The organism is uncultured Clostridium sp. (genome assembly GCF_947072515.1).
Taxonomy (GTDB): domain Bacteria; phylum Bacillota; class Clostridia; order Clostridiales; family Clostridiaceae; genus Clostridium.
Map to the genome: position 1 here is coordinate 1 of NZ_CAMTIG010000063.1, position 17,044 is coordinate 17,044.

The 17,044-nt window shown below is 28.3% G+C and carries 12 protein-coding genes, 4 tRNA genes and 1 other annotated feature; of the genes, 11 read left to right on the forward strand and 5 right to left on the reverse strand.

Going from position 1 to position 17,044, the window contains the following annotated elements; genetic code table 11:
• Positions 1-169 precede the first annotated feature (169 nt).
• The 4 genes from Q0W06_RS16350 to serS all read left to right on the forward strand — a co-directional run bounded on the left by Q0W06_RS16350 (position 170) and on the right by serS (position 4,367).
• Positions 170-676: an HD domain-containing protein gene (locus Q0W06_RS16350; protein WP_297638149.1), complete on the forward strand. Its 507-nt coding sequence runs from the start codon at positions 170-172 to the stop codon at positions 674-676.
• Between the two features lie 101 nt (positions 677-777).
• Positions 778-2,187: an FAD-dependent oxidoreductase gene (locus tag Q0W06_RS16355; RefSeq protein ID WP_297638152.1), complete on the forward strand. Its 1,410-nt coding sequence runs from the start codon at positions 778-780 to the stop codon at positions 2,185-2,187.
• Between the two features lie 13 nt (positions 2,188-2,200).
• Positions 2,201-2,428 carry a DUF1667 domain-containing protein gene (locus tag Q0W06_RS16360; protein ID WP_297638156.1) on the forward strand — a complete coding sequence of 76 codons (228 nt, stop codon included), beginning with the start codon at positions 2,201-2,203 and terminating at the stop codon, positions 2,426-2,428.
• Positions 2,429-2,731: 303 nt separating this feature from the next.
• Positions 2,732-2,938, forward strand: a binding site (T-box leader).
• A gap of 151 nt (positions 2,939-3,089) precedes the next feature.
• Positions 3,090-4,367, forward strand: a complete 1,278-nt coding sequence (serS, locus tag Q0W06_RS16365; protein ID WP_297638159.1) for a serine--tRNA ligase — start codon at positions 3,090-3,092, stop codon at positions 4,365-4,367.
• A gap of 115 nt (positions 4,368-4,482) precedes the next feature.
• On the opposite strand, the gene Q0W06_RS16370 is transcribed toward serS, so the two are convergent.
• Entirely contained in the window at positions 4,483-5,301 is an 819-nt protein-coding gene (locus Q0W06_RS16370) for an HAD-IIB family hydrolase (protein ID WP_297638162.1), read from the reverse strand.
• A 444-nt stretch (positions 5,302-5,745) separates the two neighbouring features.
• Here Q0W06_RS16370 and Q0W06_RS16375 point away from each other — a divergent pair.
• Both Q0W06_RS16375 and Q0W06_RS16380 read left to right on the forward strand, forming a co-directional pair.
• A tRNA-Ser gene (locus Q0W06_RS16375) sits at positions 5,746-5,837 on the forward strand.
• A gap of 44 nt (positions 5,838-5,881) precedes the next feature.
• Positions 5,882-5,972: transfer RNA gene (locus Q0W06_RS16380), tRNA-Ser, on the forward strand.
• Between the two features lie 119 nt (positions 5,973-6,091).
• Here Q0W06_RS16380 and Q0W06_RS16385 read toward each other — a convergent pair.
• The 3 genes from Q0W06_RS16385 to Q0W06_RS16395 all read right to left on the reverse strand — a co-directional run bounded on the left by Q0W06_RS16385 (position 6,092) and on the right by Q0W06_RS16395 (position 8,372).
• Positions 6,092-6,448, reverse strand: a complete 357-nt coding sequence (locus Q0W06_RS16385) for a C-GCAxxG-C-C family (seleno)protein (RefSeq protein WP_297638165.1) — start codon at positions 6,446-6,448, stop codon at positions 6,092-6,094.
• A 97-nt stretch (positions 6,449-6,545) separates the two neighbouring features.
• A complete protein-coding gene (locus Q0W06_RS16390; protein WP_297638168.1) occupies positions 6,546-6,863 on the reverse strand; it encodes a rhodanese-like domain-containing protein in 318 nt (105 codons plus the stop codon).
• Between the two features lie 177 nt (positions 6,864-7,040).
• Positions 7,041-8,372 (reverse strand): FAD-dependent oxidoreductase, encoded by a 1,332-nt coding sequence (locus tag Q0W06_RS16395; RefSeq protein WP_297638171.1) that lies wholly within the window; start codon positions 8,370-8,372, stop codon positions 7,041-7,043.
• 350 nt (positions 8,373-8,722) lie between these two features.
• Between Q0W06_RS16395 and Q0W06_RS16400 the strand changes: the two genes are divergently transcribed.
• From Q0W06_RS16400 to addA, 5 genes are all read left to right on the forward strand, one after another.
• A tRNA-Ser gene (locus Q0W06_RS16400) sits at positions 8,723-8,814 on the forward strand.
• A gap of 24 nt (positions 8,815-8,838) precedes the next feature.
• Positions 8,839-8,929 (forward strand) — tRNA-Ser (locus tag Q0W06_RS16405).
• A 60-nt stretch (positions 8,930-8,989) separates the two neighbouring features.
• A complete protein-coding gene (locus tag Q0W06_RS16410) occupies positions 8,990-9,136 on the forward strand; it encodes a hypothetical protein (RefSeq protein WP_297638174.1) in 147 nt (48 codons plus the stop codon).
• A 195-nt stretch (positions 9,137-9,331) separates the two neighbouring features.
• Positions 9,332-12,790 (forward strand): helicase-exonuclease AddAB subunit AddB, encoded by a 3,459-nt coding sequence (gene addB / locus Q0W06_RS16415; RefSeq protein WP_297638177.1) that lies wholly within the window; start codon positions 9,332-9,334, stop codon positions 12,788-12,790.
• Positions 12,762-16,511, forward strand: coding sequence for a helicase-exonuclease AddAB subunit AddA (gene addA / locus Q0W06_RS16420; protein ID WP_297638180.1), 3,750 nt, complete (start codon positions 12,762-12,764; stop codon positions 16,509-16,511). Before addB ends, addA begins: the two co-directional genes overlap by 29 nt.
• Before the next feature lie 68 nt (positions 16,512-16,579).
• On the opposite strand, the gene Q0W06_RS16425 is transcribed toward addA, so the two are convergent.
• Positions 16,580-17,005, reverse strand: coding sequence for an ATP-binding cassette domain-containing protein (locus Q0W06_RS16425; protein WP_366516796.1), 426 nt, complete (start codon positions 17,003-17,005; stop codon positions 16,580-16,582).
• Positions 17,006-17,044 lie beyond the last annotated feature (39 nt).

A 17,044-nucleotide genomic window follows, 5' to 3' on the forward strand; every position in this document is an offset into this window, starting at 1 on the left:
GCACCTGCCTTGCACGCAGGGGGTCAGGAGTTCGAATCTCCTTACCTCCACCAAATAGGTGGAAAAGTCATGAACTTAGGTTCATGACTTTTTTTTGTTTTATAAAGAAATTGATATGAAATTTGTATAATGGTATTATAGAGATAATGAAAAAAATAGGAGTGTCTTTATGTATAGAGTAAAACAATTTGTTTGGGCATTAACAGGTAGCTTTAAAAAAATTGATATGAGTTTTTTAAAAAGATATTTAAATGAAGATGAAATAAATATATTCAAGAAACTTAAACTTTCAGAGCAACATCATTGCATCAGAGTATGTATGGATTCAATAAATATAGCTAAATCTAGGTTTAAAGACAAAGAGATAAATTATTATAGACTAGGAAAAGCAGCATTACTTCATGATGTAGGTAAAATAGAATGCCCGTTAAATGTAATAGAGAAATCTATAATTGTAGTTTTAGATAGAATTAGTAGCGGAAGTTTAAATACATACACAAAATTTAGAAAAGTAGATTCTTATTATAATCATCCTAAGAATAGTGTTAAGATATTAAGTGAATTAAAAAAGTATGATAAAGAATTTTTAGATACTATAAAGTTTCATCATTCTAAAAAAATAGATGATGAAAATATTTATTTAAATATAATAAAGCATTGTGATGATTTAAATTAAATATAGTAAAGTATGAGATAATTTAAAAAATAGAATAAAGCATTATGAAGATTTAAATATAAGAGAAGATTTAGGATATAGAATTTTAGGAGGAGTTTAGAGTGGATTATGATGTTTTAATATTAGGTGGCGGAATAGTTGGATGTGCTGTAGGCTATGAACTATCTAAATATAATTTGAATATAGCTATTATTGAAAAAGACTATGATGTAGCAGATGATATTGCAGTAGTGAATACTGCAATTGTTTATGATGGATCAGAAACATCTAATGCATTAATGGCTGGACTTGAGAATATAGGAAGTGAACTTATAAAGGAAAGTTGTAAAAAGTTTAATATCCCATATAAAACTATAGGGTCTTTAAGATTATCATTAGATGAAAAAGAAGGTAATAAGATAAAAGATATGTATAAGATTGCTAAAAGCAGAGGAATCTTAAATGTTGAACTTATAGGAAAAGAACAGATTAGAAAAATAGAACCAGAATTAGTTGGAGACTATCAAAATGCATTATATTCTAAAAATACTGCTATAATTGCTCCATATGATCTTGCTATTGCATATGCAGAGGTTGCTTCAGATAATGGAGTTAACTTTAGATTTGAGGAAAAGGTATTAAGTATTAGTAAGATTAATAAGGGGTTTGATGTAACTACTAATAAGAATAAATTTAAGTGTAAATTTGTTATAAATACGATTCCAGATGAAATTTATATAGCTGAAGATAGTGAAGTTAAAGCAGTTATAAAAGAAGATAATGGAATAAGAAAAAGCATGAATTATTTATTTACAGAAGGTAAAGTTGAAAAGAATTTAAGTAAAATAATTACTAAGGTTCTTGATGATGATACATTTATTATTAGTTCACCTATGATAAATGGAGATACTATGATTGGTATTAAGTATAAAGAGAAGCTTAATATTGCTAGAGGAATTGAGATAACTAATATGATATTACCTAATTTAAAAAAGTGTAATGTAAGTGATATGGTTAGAGAAGTTTATAAAAAAGATGAAGTATTAATAGATGATACGGATTTAGAAAACGGATATATTAGAGTTACAGGAAAGCATTATGGAAAACTTACAATAACGCCAGCAATAGCATTAAGTATTAGAGATAGAATTGTTTTAAGTTTAAATGCAACTTTAAAGAAAAATTTTATTGATAAAAAAAGAGAATCCTATAGGATAAGAGAATTATCTAAAGAAGAGGCTAATGAAATAATTAAATTAGATAAGCGATACGGAAATATAATTTGTGCTTGTAATTATATTAGTGAAGGAGAAATTGTAGACTGTATCAGAAGACCTTTAGGAGCAAGAACATTAGAAGGTGTTAAAAAGAGAACAGGTGCTGGATTTGGAAGCTGTCATGGTTCATATTGTACAAGAAAGATAATGAATATTTTAGCGAGAGAAATGGATAAAAACTTTATAGATATAGTAAAAGATTCAAAGCATTCTAGAATTGTTTGGGGAAGAATAAAAGAATTTGATGAAGTTTAGAGGTGTGTAGAGTATGAGAAAAGAAGTATTTACTAGTATAGTTAGGGTTAAAGGTAACAGTAAGTATAAAGTTGTATCTGTTAAAAGTACAGAGCCTATAGATATTTCTTTATGGAAAGAGCTATCTAAAGTTATAAGTAGACTTTATGCAAGTATACCCATTGATATAGGAGATACTATATGTAAAAATATATTGAATACAGGAATTGATATAGTATGTACTAAAAGAATAGAAAAATGATATTAAGGTTATTTTATTGAGTAAAGTAATTCATTATTAAAATAATCTATGTTGTTTAAGGCAGTCTATATAATTTAAGATGGATTTATATAAATTAAAGTAAAGAATATCTAATTCAAAGTAGAAAATATGTAATTCAAAGTAGAAAATATGTAATTCAAAGTAGAAAATATGTAATTCAAAGTAAAAATATAGGTTTAAGATGAATTTGAAAATATTATAAAAATATATTTATGGTAAAAAATATGGCAAAATATTGACAAAGTTATTTATTTTGTAATATATTAGAGGTATATTTAAATATGAAAACCTGTGAAGAGACCAAGTAATTATAATTAGGCTTTTAGAGAGTCAGTGGAAGGTGTAAACTGATAGTTTTAATTATGACGAATCAACCTTGGAGGGACTGTGATTAAAGCAGTACGGGAAACCGTTAATTTATTAAGTGGATAAGATAAATTTATTTATTTTATCAATTAGGGTGGCAACGCGGAGTCTTTCGTCCCTTTTATAGGGAGAAGGCTCTTTTTTAGTGCATAAAAATTTATTTTAATTTTAAAAAATGTAATTATAAATAAAATAATTAATGGTTAGAATTAAGATTTATAACTTTAATTAAGTAGGCTTTAAAAGTTAAAGAAAGATTTAAGGAGGATTTAAAATGTTAGATTTAAAAAGAATTAGAAGTAATGCTGAAGAAATAAAAACTGCTCTTACAAATAGGGGAGAAGATTTTGATGTAACTGTTATTGATGAGTTAGTAAAGTTAGATGAGGAAAGAAGAAACATATTAGTTGAGGTTGAAGTTTTAAAAAGTAAAAGAAATCAAGTTTCTGCAGAAATACCAAAATTAAAAAAAGCAGGAGAAGATGTTGCTCCAATCATGGCTGAAATGAAGGAATTAGGAAATGAAATAAAAGAACATGATACTAAACTTTCAGAAGTTAATGAAAAAATAGATTATATTATGTTAAGAATCCCTAATATACCAAATCCACAAGTTCCAGAAGGAGCAACAGATGAGGATAATGTAGAGATTAAAAGATGGGGAGAAACTCCAACATTTGAAGGAGAGCCAAAAGCTCACTGGGATTTAGGAACAGATTTAAATATTATAGATGCTGAAAGAGGCGGAAAAGTTGCTGGATCAAGATTTACTTTCTACAAAGGTATGGGAGCTAGACTTGAAAGAGCTGTATTAAACTATTTTATGGATAAACATTCAGATGAACATGGATATGTAGAAATATTACCTCCATATATGGTAAACAGAACAAGTATGACAGGAACAGGACAATTACCTAAGTTTGAAGAGGATGCATTTAAAGTTGAAAACAATGGTTTCTTCTTAATCCCTACAGCAGAAGTACCTGTAACTAATATGTATAGAGATGAAGTATTAGTAGGAGCAGAACTTCCTATAAAACATGTTGCATATTCAGCTTGTTTTAGAGCAGAAGCAGGATCAGCAGGTAGAGATACTAGAGGACTTATAAGACAACATCAATTTAATAAAGTTGAATTAGTTAAGTTCTGTAAGCCAGAAGATTCATATGATGAGTTAGATAAGCTTGTAAGAGATGCTGAAAGTGTGTTAGAAGAACTTGGATTACCATATAGAAAAGTTAGAATCTGTAAAGGTGATTTAGGATTTACAGCAGCATTAAAATTTGATTTAGAAGTTTGGATGCCAAGTTATAATAGATATGTTGAAATTTCAAGTTGTTCAAACTTTGAAGATTTCCAAGCTAGAAGAGCAAATATTAAATATAAAGAAGATCCAAAAGCTAAACCTCAATTTGTGCATACATTAAATGGTTCAGGATTAGCTATAGGAAGAACTGTAGCAGCTATTTTAGAAAACTATCAAAATGAAGATGGAACTGTAAGAGTACCAGATGCATTAAAGAGATACATGGGAATAGATGTTATAAAATAGTATATAAGAAAAAGATAAGGTAACAAGCCTTATCTTTTTTTATTCTAATAAAATTTAAAGTTTTAATAAGAGGATAAATTTTATTAAAAAAATTTTAAATATGAAGTAAATAGAATTATTTTTTAAACTCTTCTAAAAGATAACTTACTACACCATTATCATTATTAGAAGAAATGACTTTAGTAGACATCTCTTTTAATTTTTGAACTGCATTTTTTACTGCAATTTTATTTTCAGCAAGTTCAAACATTGGAATATCATTAAAGTTATCTCCAAAAACAGTAAGGTTAGTAAAGTGATATTGTTTTTTTAAATCTTTTATTGCATTTGCCTTAGATGATTTTTCACTGAATATTTCTAATATATAAGAACTTCTATCATAAATGTCCTCATAAGCATATGCAGCGATTTTAGAAACAGCATTTATTTCATCAAAGACAGAAAGAATTTTATCTTTATTTTCCATTATAAAGAAGTAAAGTATTTCTGAGGCTTCAGGAATAGCTCCTTTAATAAAGCTTTTTAATGGTGAGCCTTTTCTTTCATCCATAAACTTTTGTTGAGGAATGCTTGGCTCATTTTCAAAGTATACATTTATATGCTCATTTTTTAAAGTGTAAGTAAAAAATGATAGATTTTCACGTTTTAAGATATTCATGATTTCAGTAACTGAACTAGAATCAATTGCATTGTAGTGTGTATATCTTGCCTCTTTTAAGCTGTATGTAGCAGCACCATTCATAACTACTAAAGGTAGTTTTAAATGGAGATCCTTAAGAAGAGGAACTACCGTTGCAGGTGTTCTAGCAGTTGCTATTGAAAAATTAATATCTGTAGTGTCTAATAGAGAGTTTAAGTTATTTATTGTATAAGTAGATAGAACAGCATCAGAATTTAATAACGTTCCATCTAGATCTGACATGTAAAGATTCATAAAAGTTCTCCTTATAAAAAATAAATTTTGATAATTATTAAGCTATTATTATAATATTTATTTCTATTACTATATAACATTTAATTGCCATAATATTAATTATATAAAATAAATGCATTTAAATGACTAAAAATTACTTTAAACTTAAAACATATAGTAAGTAGTTCAAGAAAGAAAATATATTATAGCATTTTTAAAATATAGTTTAATTATAAAGTGAAAATAGGAAAAAAGAAAATTAACTTAATTTAAAATAAAAATATAGAGAGAATTGATAAAAAATATATAAAGAGATTCATTATTCATAAGCAGATTTAGAATTAAATTAATTAGAAATTGGAACATTTCCAATTAATTTATTAAAAAATAAAAAAAAGAAAAAAAATATAAGTATTTTGTTGACATAAATAAAGAGAGTTGATATAATAACTACTGTAGTAATGCGGAGAGATGGTCGAGTTTGGTTTAAGGCACCGGTCTTGAAAACCGGCGTACCTTCACGGGTACCTAGGGTTCGAATCCCTATCTCTCCGCCATTTTTTTATTTAAAAATGTAAACGAGAGCATATATGTTAGCTATGGAGAATTACTCAAGTGGCTGAAGAGGCGCCCCTGCTAAGGGCGTAGGTCGGGCAACTGGCGCCCGGGTTCAAATCCCGGATTCTCCGCCAAAAAACATCTAATTATTTAGATGTTTTTTTATTTTATATAAGTATTTAGAATATAATAAAAGCTCGCTATATTTAATATAGCGAGCTTTTATTATGTATATTTTTAATTGATGAAGTTATTAAACAAGTTCAGTAACTTTATCATATGCAAACTCTATTATATCGTCACAAGAAACTCCACTTTTCTTTAAATCGATACATTTTATAGTTCCATATTTTTCAATAACAGCATCTACTAGCTGTTTAGTAACTATTCTAGCATTATTTTTTTCATCACTAGATTCTCTTCCTTTTTCAGCTCCGATAACCATAAGAGCACTAACTATAGCTCCACAGGTATTACCAGTAGACATACCAGTTCCAAATGGTGTACCTAGTGCAACAGGTATATTAAGACCTTTCTCTTCGTTAACAGTCTTTATAATTGATTCTGCACAGTTATATCCTTGATCATGAAATTCTAATACTTTACTCATAATTTTTATCTCCTTTAGTATAAAATAATTGATATCTACATATTAGCTTAAATCTAATTATTTGGATAGGATAGGATAAAACTTTAAGCTAATGGAATTAAGCTTTAAATTTACCTAAATAAGAACCATAGCCACCAGCTACGTTAACTATATCAAATCCTAATTTACTTAATTTAGATGAAGCCATTTTACTTCTACCACCTGATTGGCACATTATATAATATTTCTTATCTTTCTTTAAAAATTTATCAGGGGAATCTAATAAATTTCCCATAGGTATATTTTTAGTATGTTTTATATGGCCTCTCTTATATTCAGATATTTCACGAATATCTATTAAATCAATATTAGATAGAATTGAATCTATATCATTTACGTTAATTACATCAAAATTACTTTTTAAAAATGAAAACATATTTATCACCTCAAAATTTAATATCACTATATCGTAATAATACGATATATATAAACTTTTGTCAAGAGAGAAAAGAAAAATGAAGCTAAGGGGATTAGCTTCATTTTATTATTAATGACAAACAATGTTTATATTAATTTTGAGGGTTTTAAATATCTTTTGGGATTTAATTAATTTTTATAAAGCTTGTAATGCAACTGCATTTAATAAGCCCCAAGGTTTATTATAATGTGGTTGGAAGAAGAAATCAGTCATAGCTAATTCTTCTACAGTCATATCATTTTGTATAACTACAGATAATGTGTTCATAAGTTCAGTTAAATCATAATCTGAAATTATTTGACCACCTAAAATTCTTCTAGTATCTGCATCAAATACAAGTTTAACTAAAGCTTCAGCGTTAGTTGGCATGAATTCAGGTCTAAAGTTATCTTTATAAGTTACAGATGCAACATTATATTTTGTAGTTGCTTTAGCGATAGTTTCAGTCATACCAGTTGAAGCAATATTATGCTCATAAATTTTTATTCCTGAAGTTCCTTGAGTTCCCATGTATTTTAGTTTTGGTTCAACTAAATTTCTAGCAACTAAAGTACCCATTCTAACTGCATTTGTAGCTAGAGGAATATATCTTTCTTCTTTAGCTGGATTGTATCTAACAACACAACAATCTCCAGCAGCCATTACGTCAGGATTGCTAGTTCTCATATATTCATCTATGATTATAGCTCCATTTGGAAGTGTATCAAGTTGTCCGTGTACTAATTCAGTACTTGGTCTGAATCCGATACAAAGAATAACTAAATCACCTTCGTGAGTTCCTTTATTAGTAACTACTTTAGTAACTTTTCCATTTTCACCTTCAAATTTTTGAACTAATTCTCCAGTTGCAAGTTTTATTCCATGAGATGTGAAAGCTTCTTCAGCTTGTGAAGTAAACTCTTCATCTAAATATTTGCTCATTATTCTTTCTTCAGCATCTATTAAAGTAACATTTTTACCTAATATTTCGAATGCTTCAGCAAGTTCAACTCCGATGTAACCAGCTCCGATAACAACAATATTTTTAGCAGTTTTAGCTTTTTCAATTATTGTTTGAGAGTGGTTATAGTTCTTTGACAGTAGAATATTTTCTAATTCTAACCCTTCAAATTTTGGAACTATTGGCCATGAACCTGGAGTTAAAACTAATTTGTCATATGAATCTTCAAACTCTTCACCAGTTAAAAGATTTTTAACTGTAAGTTTTTTATTAGCGATATCAATATTAGTAACTTCGTGTTGCATTTTTGTTTGAACACCTAATTCAGCTAATTTAGCTGGTGAGCTATAAAATAATCCTTGAGGATCTTTTACAACATCAGCTACATGAAGTGCAATACCACATGATAAGAATGAAATATTATCATTTCTTTCATATACTGTTACTTCACAATCCTTATAAAGTGATGTGATACCATTTATTGCTGCTGTTCCAGCATGAGTACAACCAACAACTACTACTTTCATAATTAAAATCTCCTTTTTAGACTGTTATATCAACCTGCGATTTATATTAACGTAACGTTAATGTTGATATAAACAGTCTGATTTATTTGTTAATAATATAACATAATAAAAAATATTAATCAACATTAATTATTAGAAGGAATATAATTTTATATAAGTATTTTTATTAAAGAGTTAAGATAAAATGTTATTTACTAATTAATTAATAAAATTTAAAAGTATATAATTTAAAATGCACCAAAAAGGTATACTTTATAAAATTTTTTCTGAAAGAATAGAAATAAAAAAAAATTATAAAAAGTGTTGACAAGAAAAAGTAGGGTTGTTATAATAGTAAATGTATTTGACACGGAGAGATGGTCGAGTTTGGTTTAAGGCACCGGTCTTGAAAACCGGCGTACCTTCACGGGTACCTAGGGTTCGAATCCCTATCTCTCCGCCATAAAAATATTTTTAGAGGACACATGGAGAATTACTCAAGTGGCTGAAGAGGCGCCCCTGCTAAGGGCGTAGGTCGGGCAACTGGCGCCCGGGTTCAAATCCCGGATTCTCCGCCAAACACTTAACAAATGTTAAGTGTTTTTTTTTATAAAAAAATATTATGTGAGGTATAAAATATGAGACGTGTAGACTTTGAGTTAGAAAGAGTAATGAATGAAGCGATTGATTTATTAGCAAGAACTTTAAATGAAGATAGAAAAATTAGAAAAACTTTTTGGAATAGAGAGAGAAGCGGTTTGGAAAAGGTTAGGCAAGAGATATAATGAATTAATAGATAAATAAAGTATATTTTTATAAAAAGGGAAGTTGAAATTTTTAACTTCTCTTTTTGGTTTATAGAGATTTAAAAATTAGAAGAAAAATTAATGCGATAGAGTAAATTAAAGCATTTGCGAAGATAATTTATAGAATCTAGGATATAATTAAAATAAGTTTAAGTTTAGTAAAGGAGTTTTATTATGGGCATTAGATTTATATATGGGAGAGCAGGAAGTGGGAAGAGCACTTATTGTTTGAAGAAAATACAAGAGAAGATAAAAAATAAAAAAAACAATAAGCTAATTGTGATAGTTCCAGAACAATATACATTCCAAAGAGAGAAAGATTTATTAAATAATGTAGGATTAGAGTCGCTTTTAAGAGCAGAAGTTTTAAGCTTTAAAAGAATGGCAAGAAGAGTTTTTGAGGAATGTGGTGGAAGATCACACAGACTTATAAAAGATGAAGGAAAAAACATGCTTATATATAAAATTCTACAGGAGAAGGGTGAAGACCTTAGATATTTTAGTAGAATTTCTAAGAAGCAAGGTTTTGTAGATATTGTTTCTAAAACTATAACTGAATTTAAAAAATATAATATTTCCAAGGAAATATTATTAGAAGGCGTAGAAAAGGCTGAAGATATAGATTTAAAGGATAAACTTAAAGATTTAGCCAATATTTTTGATGAATATAATAGAAAAATTGAAAATAGAGTTATTGATGGTGATGATGAGCTTACAACTTTAAGTTATAAACTTAAAGATTGTGATATATATGAAGGTGCAGAAATTTGGATTGATGAATTTACAACTTTTACTCCTCAACAGATGGAGGTTATAAAGGTACTTGCTAAAACGGCAGCAGAGGTAAATATAACTTTATGTATGAATTATGATCCTACTGCTACAAATGATGTAACGAATATATTTAATGCAATAAAAAATACTGAACGTAGAATATTAAAGATGATGGAAGAAGAAAATATTGCTTATTTAGAGCCTGTAGATTTAAATAGGGAGACTTCTTTTAGGTTTGAAAAATCTAAGGAGTTAGATCATTTAGAAAAACATTTTTTCACATATCCATTTAATGAATATAGAGAAAAATTAGAAGATGTAAGATTATATAGAGCAAATAACACTTATGATGAAATGGAATTTGTGGCAAAGGACATATTAGCATCGGTAAGAGATAGAGGAATTAGATATAAAGATATAGCAGTAATATGTAGGAATATTGGAGACTATGAAAAAATATCATCAGTAATATTTAATCAATATAATATTCCATATTTTTTAGATAAAAAAATACAGGTATTAAGTAATCCTATAGTTATTTTAATAATGTCTGCTATGGAAATATTAATTAGAAATTGGTCTTATGAAAGTGTATTTAAATATTTAAAAAGTGGTCTTGTAGCAAGTGAAAAAAGTTCTATAGATAAGCTAGAAAATTTTGTTCTTGCACAAGGAATAAAAGGAAGTAAATGGACTGGTGAAAGTCTTAATAATGGATATTTTGATGATGGAAAAGAGTTAACATTAGAAGAGTTAGAAGTTAAAGATATGATGGAGATTGTAAGAGAACCACTAATGACTTTCCATAACAAGATTAAAGGAAAGAAAAAGGTAGTTGATATATGTACAGCTATTTATGAATTTCTTTTAGATCTAAATGTTTTTGAAAAAGCAGAAGCATGGCTTAAGGCATTTGAAGAACATGGACTAGAAGGAAAAATGAAAGAGTATGAGCAAGTTCCTAAAATAATTATGGAAATTCTAGATCAAGCAGTTGAAGTTATGGGGGAGGATGTTGTAACACCACAAGAGTTTTATAAAGTATTAGATTCTGGTTTTGAAAGTAAAGAGATCGGTGTTATTCCTGTAGCTGTTGATCAAGTTAATATAGGAGATATTGCAAGGGTAAAAGGGCGTGAAGTTAAAGTTTTATATATTATAGGCGTTAATGATGGAGTATTACCGGCAGCAAGTAAGGAAGAAGGAATTATATCAGATAGAGATAGAGATATATTAAAAGAAATGGATATAGAGCTTGCTTCAACTACAAAAGCTAGGGCTTTTGAAGAACAGTATATGGTTTATACAGCACTTACAATATCTAGTGAAAAGATGATTATAACTTATCCTATGGCAGATTTTGAAGGGAAAGCTTTAAGACCATCTATAATAATTCCGAGACTTAAAAAGGTTTTATCAAAATTAAAAGAAGAAAGTAATATTCTAGAGGAGCTAGATGGTGGTTATGAAAAAATAACTACACCTACATCAACTTTTAATGAACTTGTGTTAGCACTTAGAAAACAAGTCGATGATGGAAATATAGAGGATTATTGGGAGCAGGTATATGCTTGGTTTTTAGAGAAGGAAGAATTTGAAGATAAAGCTAAAAGTGTTTTAGATGGAATAAATTATACGAACTTAGAAAATGAAGTTTCAAGAGAAAAACTTATTTCTCTTTATGAAAATAAATATGGTGAGCTTAGATTTAATGTTTCAAGACTTGAACTATATGCAGGGTGTCCATTCTCATATTTTATAAAGTATGGATTAAAGGCGAGAGATAGAAAGATATACGAATTTTCAGCACCAGACTTGGGAAGTTTTATGCATGAAATTATAGATAACTTTACAACACAAGTAAAAACAAAACAAATATCATGGGCAGATTTAGACAGAAATAAGTGTAGAAAAATAGTTGATGAGTTAGTAAAAGTAAAGCTTTCAGAGGATTATAATAGTATTTTAAATAGTAGTAATAGATATAAATATTTTACTAATAGATTTAAAAGAGTAATTACTAAATCAGTTTCAATAATTGCAGAACAGATTAAACGTGGTGAGTTTGAAGTATTTAGTAATGAGTTTTCTTTTGGAGAAAAGGGCGGACCTCCTATAAATATTGATTTACCTACAGGGGAGAGAGTTTATTTAACAGGAAGAATAGATAGAATAGATAAGTTAGAATTAGATGGAGAAACTTATTTAAGAGTAATTGATTATAAGTCTAGTAGTAGAGATTTTCAAATTTCTGAGTTATTTACAGGACTTCAAATGCAGTTACTTGTTTATATAGATGCGTTAATTAAAAATTCTAATTATATTTTAGGAACTGGAGCAGTACCAGGAGCAATACTTTATTTTAAAATAGATGATCCTATTTTAGAGGGAGAAGATTTTGCAGATGAAGAGGCCATAAAGGAAAAACTGTTAAAAAGCTTAAAGATGAAAGGGCTTTTATTAAAGAATGCGGAAGTTGTAAAAGCAATGGATTCTGGTATGGAAAAATATTCGTTAGTTATTCCTGCATCATTTAAAAAAGATGGGAATTTTGATAGTAAAAGTTCTGTAGCAACAGAAGAGGAATTTGATCTTTTAAGAGAATATGTAAATATAAAAATGACAGAGCTTTGCAGCGAAATGCTTAGTGGAAAAATAAAGCTTGAACCTATAAAATATGAAAAGAAAAATGGATGCACTTACTGTGAATACTCAGCAGTATGTCAGTTTGATACAAGTATAGAGGATAATAATTTCAAGTTCATATCTAAAAAAAGTGATGATTATATATGGAATGAAATAAAGAAAAAAGTAAAGGGAGATGAATCTGATGACGGAGATAAAGCAGAAGGAAACTAAATGGACAGAAGAACAGCAACTTGCAATAAAAACTAGAAAATGTAATCTGCTTGTAGCAGCGGCAGCAGGTTCAGGAAAAACAGCTGTATTAGTAGAGAGAATTATAAAAATAGTAACTAATGAAGAAAATCCAATAGATGTAGATAGATTATTAGTTGTTACATTTACAAAAGCAGCAGCTGCTGAAATGAGAGAGAGAATAGCAACAGCAATAACTAAAGAGTTAGAAAAAAGACCAAATTCGAAAATTCTTCAAAAGCAGTTAACTCTCCTTAGTAGAGCAAATATAACAACTATGCACTCCTTTTGTTTAGATGTTATAAAAAATAATTTTCATACTATAGATTTAGATCCATCTTTTAGAATTTCAGATGAAACTGAGGGATTGCTTTTAAAAAATGAAATCATAGATGATTTATTTGAAGATTTATATGATGAAGGAAAAGGAGAATTTTTAGATTTAGTTGAGATATATTCAAATAGTAAGGATGATGAGTCTTTAAAGGAAATAGTAAAAAACTTATATAGATTTGTAATGAGTGGACCAAACCCAGAAAAGTGGTTAATAGAAAAAGCTGAAGAGTTTAAACTTCAAGATGAAAGAAATAATCCATGGATAGATATAATTAGTGATGAAGTAAAAATTGAAACTAATACATTTATAAATCTTTATGAAAAAGCCTTAGATGTAATAGATTCAGATGCTGGATTAGAAGCTTACAGAGAAACTTTCTTAAACGAGCTAGAGGATATTAAAAGGCTTAGAGAAGCAGTAGAAGAAGATATAAAAGAAGTATGTAATATTTTAATGGATATAAGTTTTGGACGATTAAAAGCTGTTAAAACAGCTGAAAAAGAAAATAAAGAGTTTGCTACAGAAATAAGGGATATGTGGAAAAAGAAAATAAGAAAAATGATTGAAAATCCTGTTTTCTGTAATATTGAAGATGCTTTTGAGAAAGTAAAACTTTGTTATCCATATATAAAAGAATTAACTAATATAACTTTAGAGTTTGGGAAAAGATTTAGTGAAAGAAAAAAAGAGAAAAATATTTTAGACTTTAATGACTTAGAACATCTATGTTTAAAAATATTAACTGATGAAGACGGGAATCCATCACCAATTGCATTAAACTTTAGAGAGTTTTTTGATGAAGTTTTAGTAGATGAATATCAAGATTCTAATAATGTTCAAGAAGCTATAATAAATTTAGTATCTAGAAAAAATACGGATAATCCTAATGTGTTTATGGTTGGAGATGTTAAACAGAGTATATATAGGTTTAGGCAAGCAAAACCTGAACTATTTTTAAATAAATATAATACTTATTCTAGAGAAGAAGGCGAAAAGACTAGAGTTATTCAATTATACAAGAACTTTAGAAGTAGAGAAGAGGTTATAAATGGAGTTAACTTTACTTTTAAAAAGTTAATGTCAGAGACTGTAGGGGAACTTGAATATACAGATGAAGAAGCATTAAATTTAGGAGCTAGCTTTGATGAGCCAGAAGAAGGGGTAGAAGTTGGAGGAGCTGTAGAGGTAAATATATATGATAAAGCTGATGATGGGTTAAAGATTAAGGAATCTGATGATGAAAGTGAAGAAGAGGAAGAAGATATTGAGGCTATAAACTTAGAAGCTAGAATAGTTTGTAGAAGAATAAAAGAACTTATGTCAGAAGATAATCCTTTTAAAGTTGAACAAAAGACTAAAGATAAGTTTGGTAAAGATATAACTATTTATAGAAAGCCAACATTTAAAGATATAGTTATTTTGTTAAGAGCAACTAAAAACTGGTCAGATACTTTTGTTGAAGAACTTAATGCAGAGGGAATACCAGCTTATGCAGATACAGGTTCAGGATACTTTGAATCTATAGAGGTTAGAACTATAATGTCACTTCTAAAAATAATAGATAATCCAATGCAGGATGTGCCTATATTATCAGCTTTAAGATCACCTATTTTCGGATTTAGTGCAGAAGACCTTACAGATATAAGAATGGTAGATAAAGATAAGTATTTTTATGAAAATATTTTAACTTTAGCAGAAAGAGAAGACGAGTTAAGTATAAAATGTAGAGTTTTTAATGAAAGATTGGAAAAGTGGAGAAATAGAGCTGTGTATACAGCAATAGATGAATTCATTTGGTATTTATATATGGATACTGCTTATTATGGATATGTTGGAGCTATGCCAAATGGAAAGCTTAGACAGGCAAATTTAAAAATACTTTTCCAAAGAGCAAAAGTTTATGAAGAAACTAGTTTTAAAGGATTATTTAATTTTATAAACTTTATAAATAAGCTTAGAAAGTCTTCAGGAGATATGGAAAGTGCTAAGATTCTTGGTGAAAATGAAGATGTTGTTAGAATTATGAGTATTCATAAAAGTAAGGGGTTAGAATTTCCTATAGTCTTTTTATCAGGTGCAGGAAAAAACTTTAATTTAATGGATAGAAATAAAAGTATTCTTTTCCATGATGAATTAGGATTTGGACCGAACTATGTAGATTTAGAGTCTAGACTTAAATATCCTACGTTACCTAAAGAAGCAATTAAAAAGAAATTTACTTTAGAGACTCTATCAGAGGAAATGAGAATTCTTTATGTTGCATTTACGAGAGCAAAAGAAAAATTAATAGTTACGGGAACTATTAAAGACATTGAAAAAATGTCTAAGAGATGGTGCAAGGCAGCTGGAATAGAAAAAGATAAAATATCAGAGGCGGAAGTTTTAAAAGGAAAATCATATTTAGATTGGATTGGTATGGCTCTTTGTCAACATGAGGATGGAGAAATCTTAAGAGAAGAAGGAAATGGGGATAACAATATGGTTTCAGGTGACTTATCCACATGGAAAGTTAACCTATGGAAAAAAAGAGACCTAATTGTGGAAAAAAAATCTGAGGCTGTGGATGAAAATGAAGAGAAAAAATTGTTTATAAATACAGAAGAAGTAGTTGTGGATAAAGAAATTTTGAGAAGATTAAATTTTAAATATCCATACGAAGAGCTTACAACATTAAAAAGTAACTTCTCAGTTTCGGATTTAAAAAAAGCAAATTATGAGGAAGTTGAAGCTGAATACGAAGGCGAAGCTTTATTTAAAGAAAAAGTTATAGTAAAACCAAGATTCCTTCAAGAAAAGAAAGGTTTATCAGGAGCAGAAAGAGGGACAGCAGTTCATTTTGTAATGCAAAAAATTGATTATGATAGGATTAATTCTGCTATGGATAGTGATAAGGACCTTATTATAGAAATAAAAACTCAACTTATAGAAATGAAAGAAAATGAATTATTAACTGAGGAAGAGTTTGAAGTAATAAATCCTTGGAAGATAAAAGCTTTCTTTAGAAGTAATATAGGTAAAAGGGTTATGAAAGCTTATATAGATGGAAAAACTGTAAGAAGAGAATTCCCATTTTTCTTAGAGGTAAGTGTAGATACTATAAAAGAAGAGCTACAAGATAAAAACTTTGAAGAAACTATAAGAATACAGGGAATTATAGATTTATTTTTTGAAGAGGATGGAAAAATAATATTAGTAGATTATAAAACTGATTTTATTAAAGAAGATGCAGAAAAAGAAATGTTTGATAAGTATGCAATTCAAATGAAATACTATAAAGAAGCCCTTGAAGAAATAACAAAGATACCAGTAGGAAATCCTGTGCTATTCTTATTTTATAATGAGGAAGAAATAGAGATAAAAAATTAATTAAAGATAAAATATTAAAAACAATCTACAAGAGAATATCTTATAGATTGTTTTTGTATATAGAATGATTAAATTATGGTACCATCTTTAATTTTCAAGATTCTCTTACAATGGTTAGCTATTTTATTATCATGTGTTATGATTATTATAGTTTTTCCAGTAGAGTTTAAATCTATCAAAAGTTTTAGTATTTCAGTACTAGTTTTTTCATCTAAATTACCAGTGGGTTCATCTGCCAAAATAACATCTGCTTCTTGAGCTAAAGTCCTAGCTATTGCAACTCTTTGTTGTTGGCCCCCTGATAGTTCATAAGGATATTTTTTCTCTAGTCCTTCTAATCCAACTTTTTTTAAATATTCTTTTCCAATACGTTTCTTTTCTTTATCACTTATTTTGCGAATATTTAGCGGAACAATTACATTATCTAGTAAATTTAATTCGTTAATTAAGGCGAAGTGTTGATAAATAAATCCAATTTCTGGATTTATGTCAATATCCTGGACACTAAAATTCGAACTATACTAAGCTGTAGC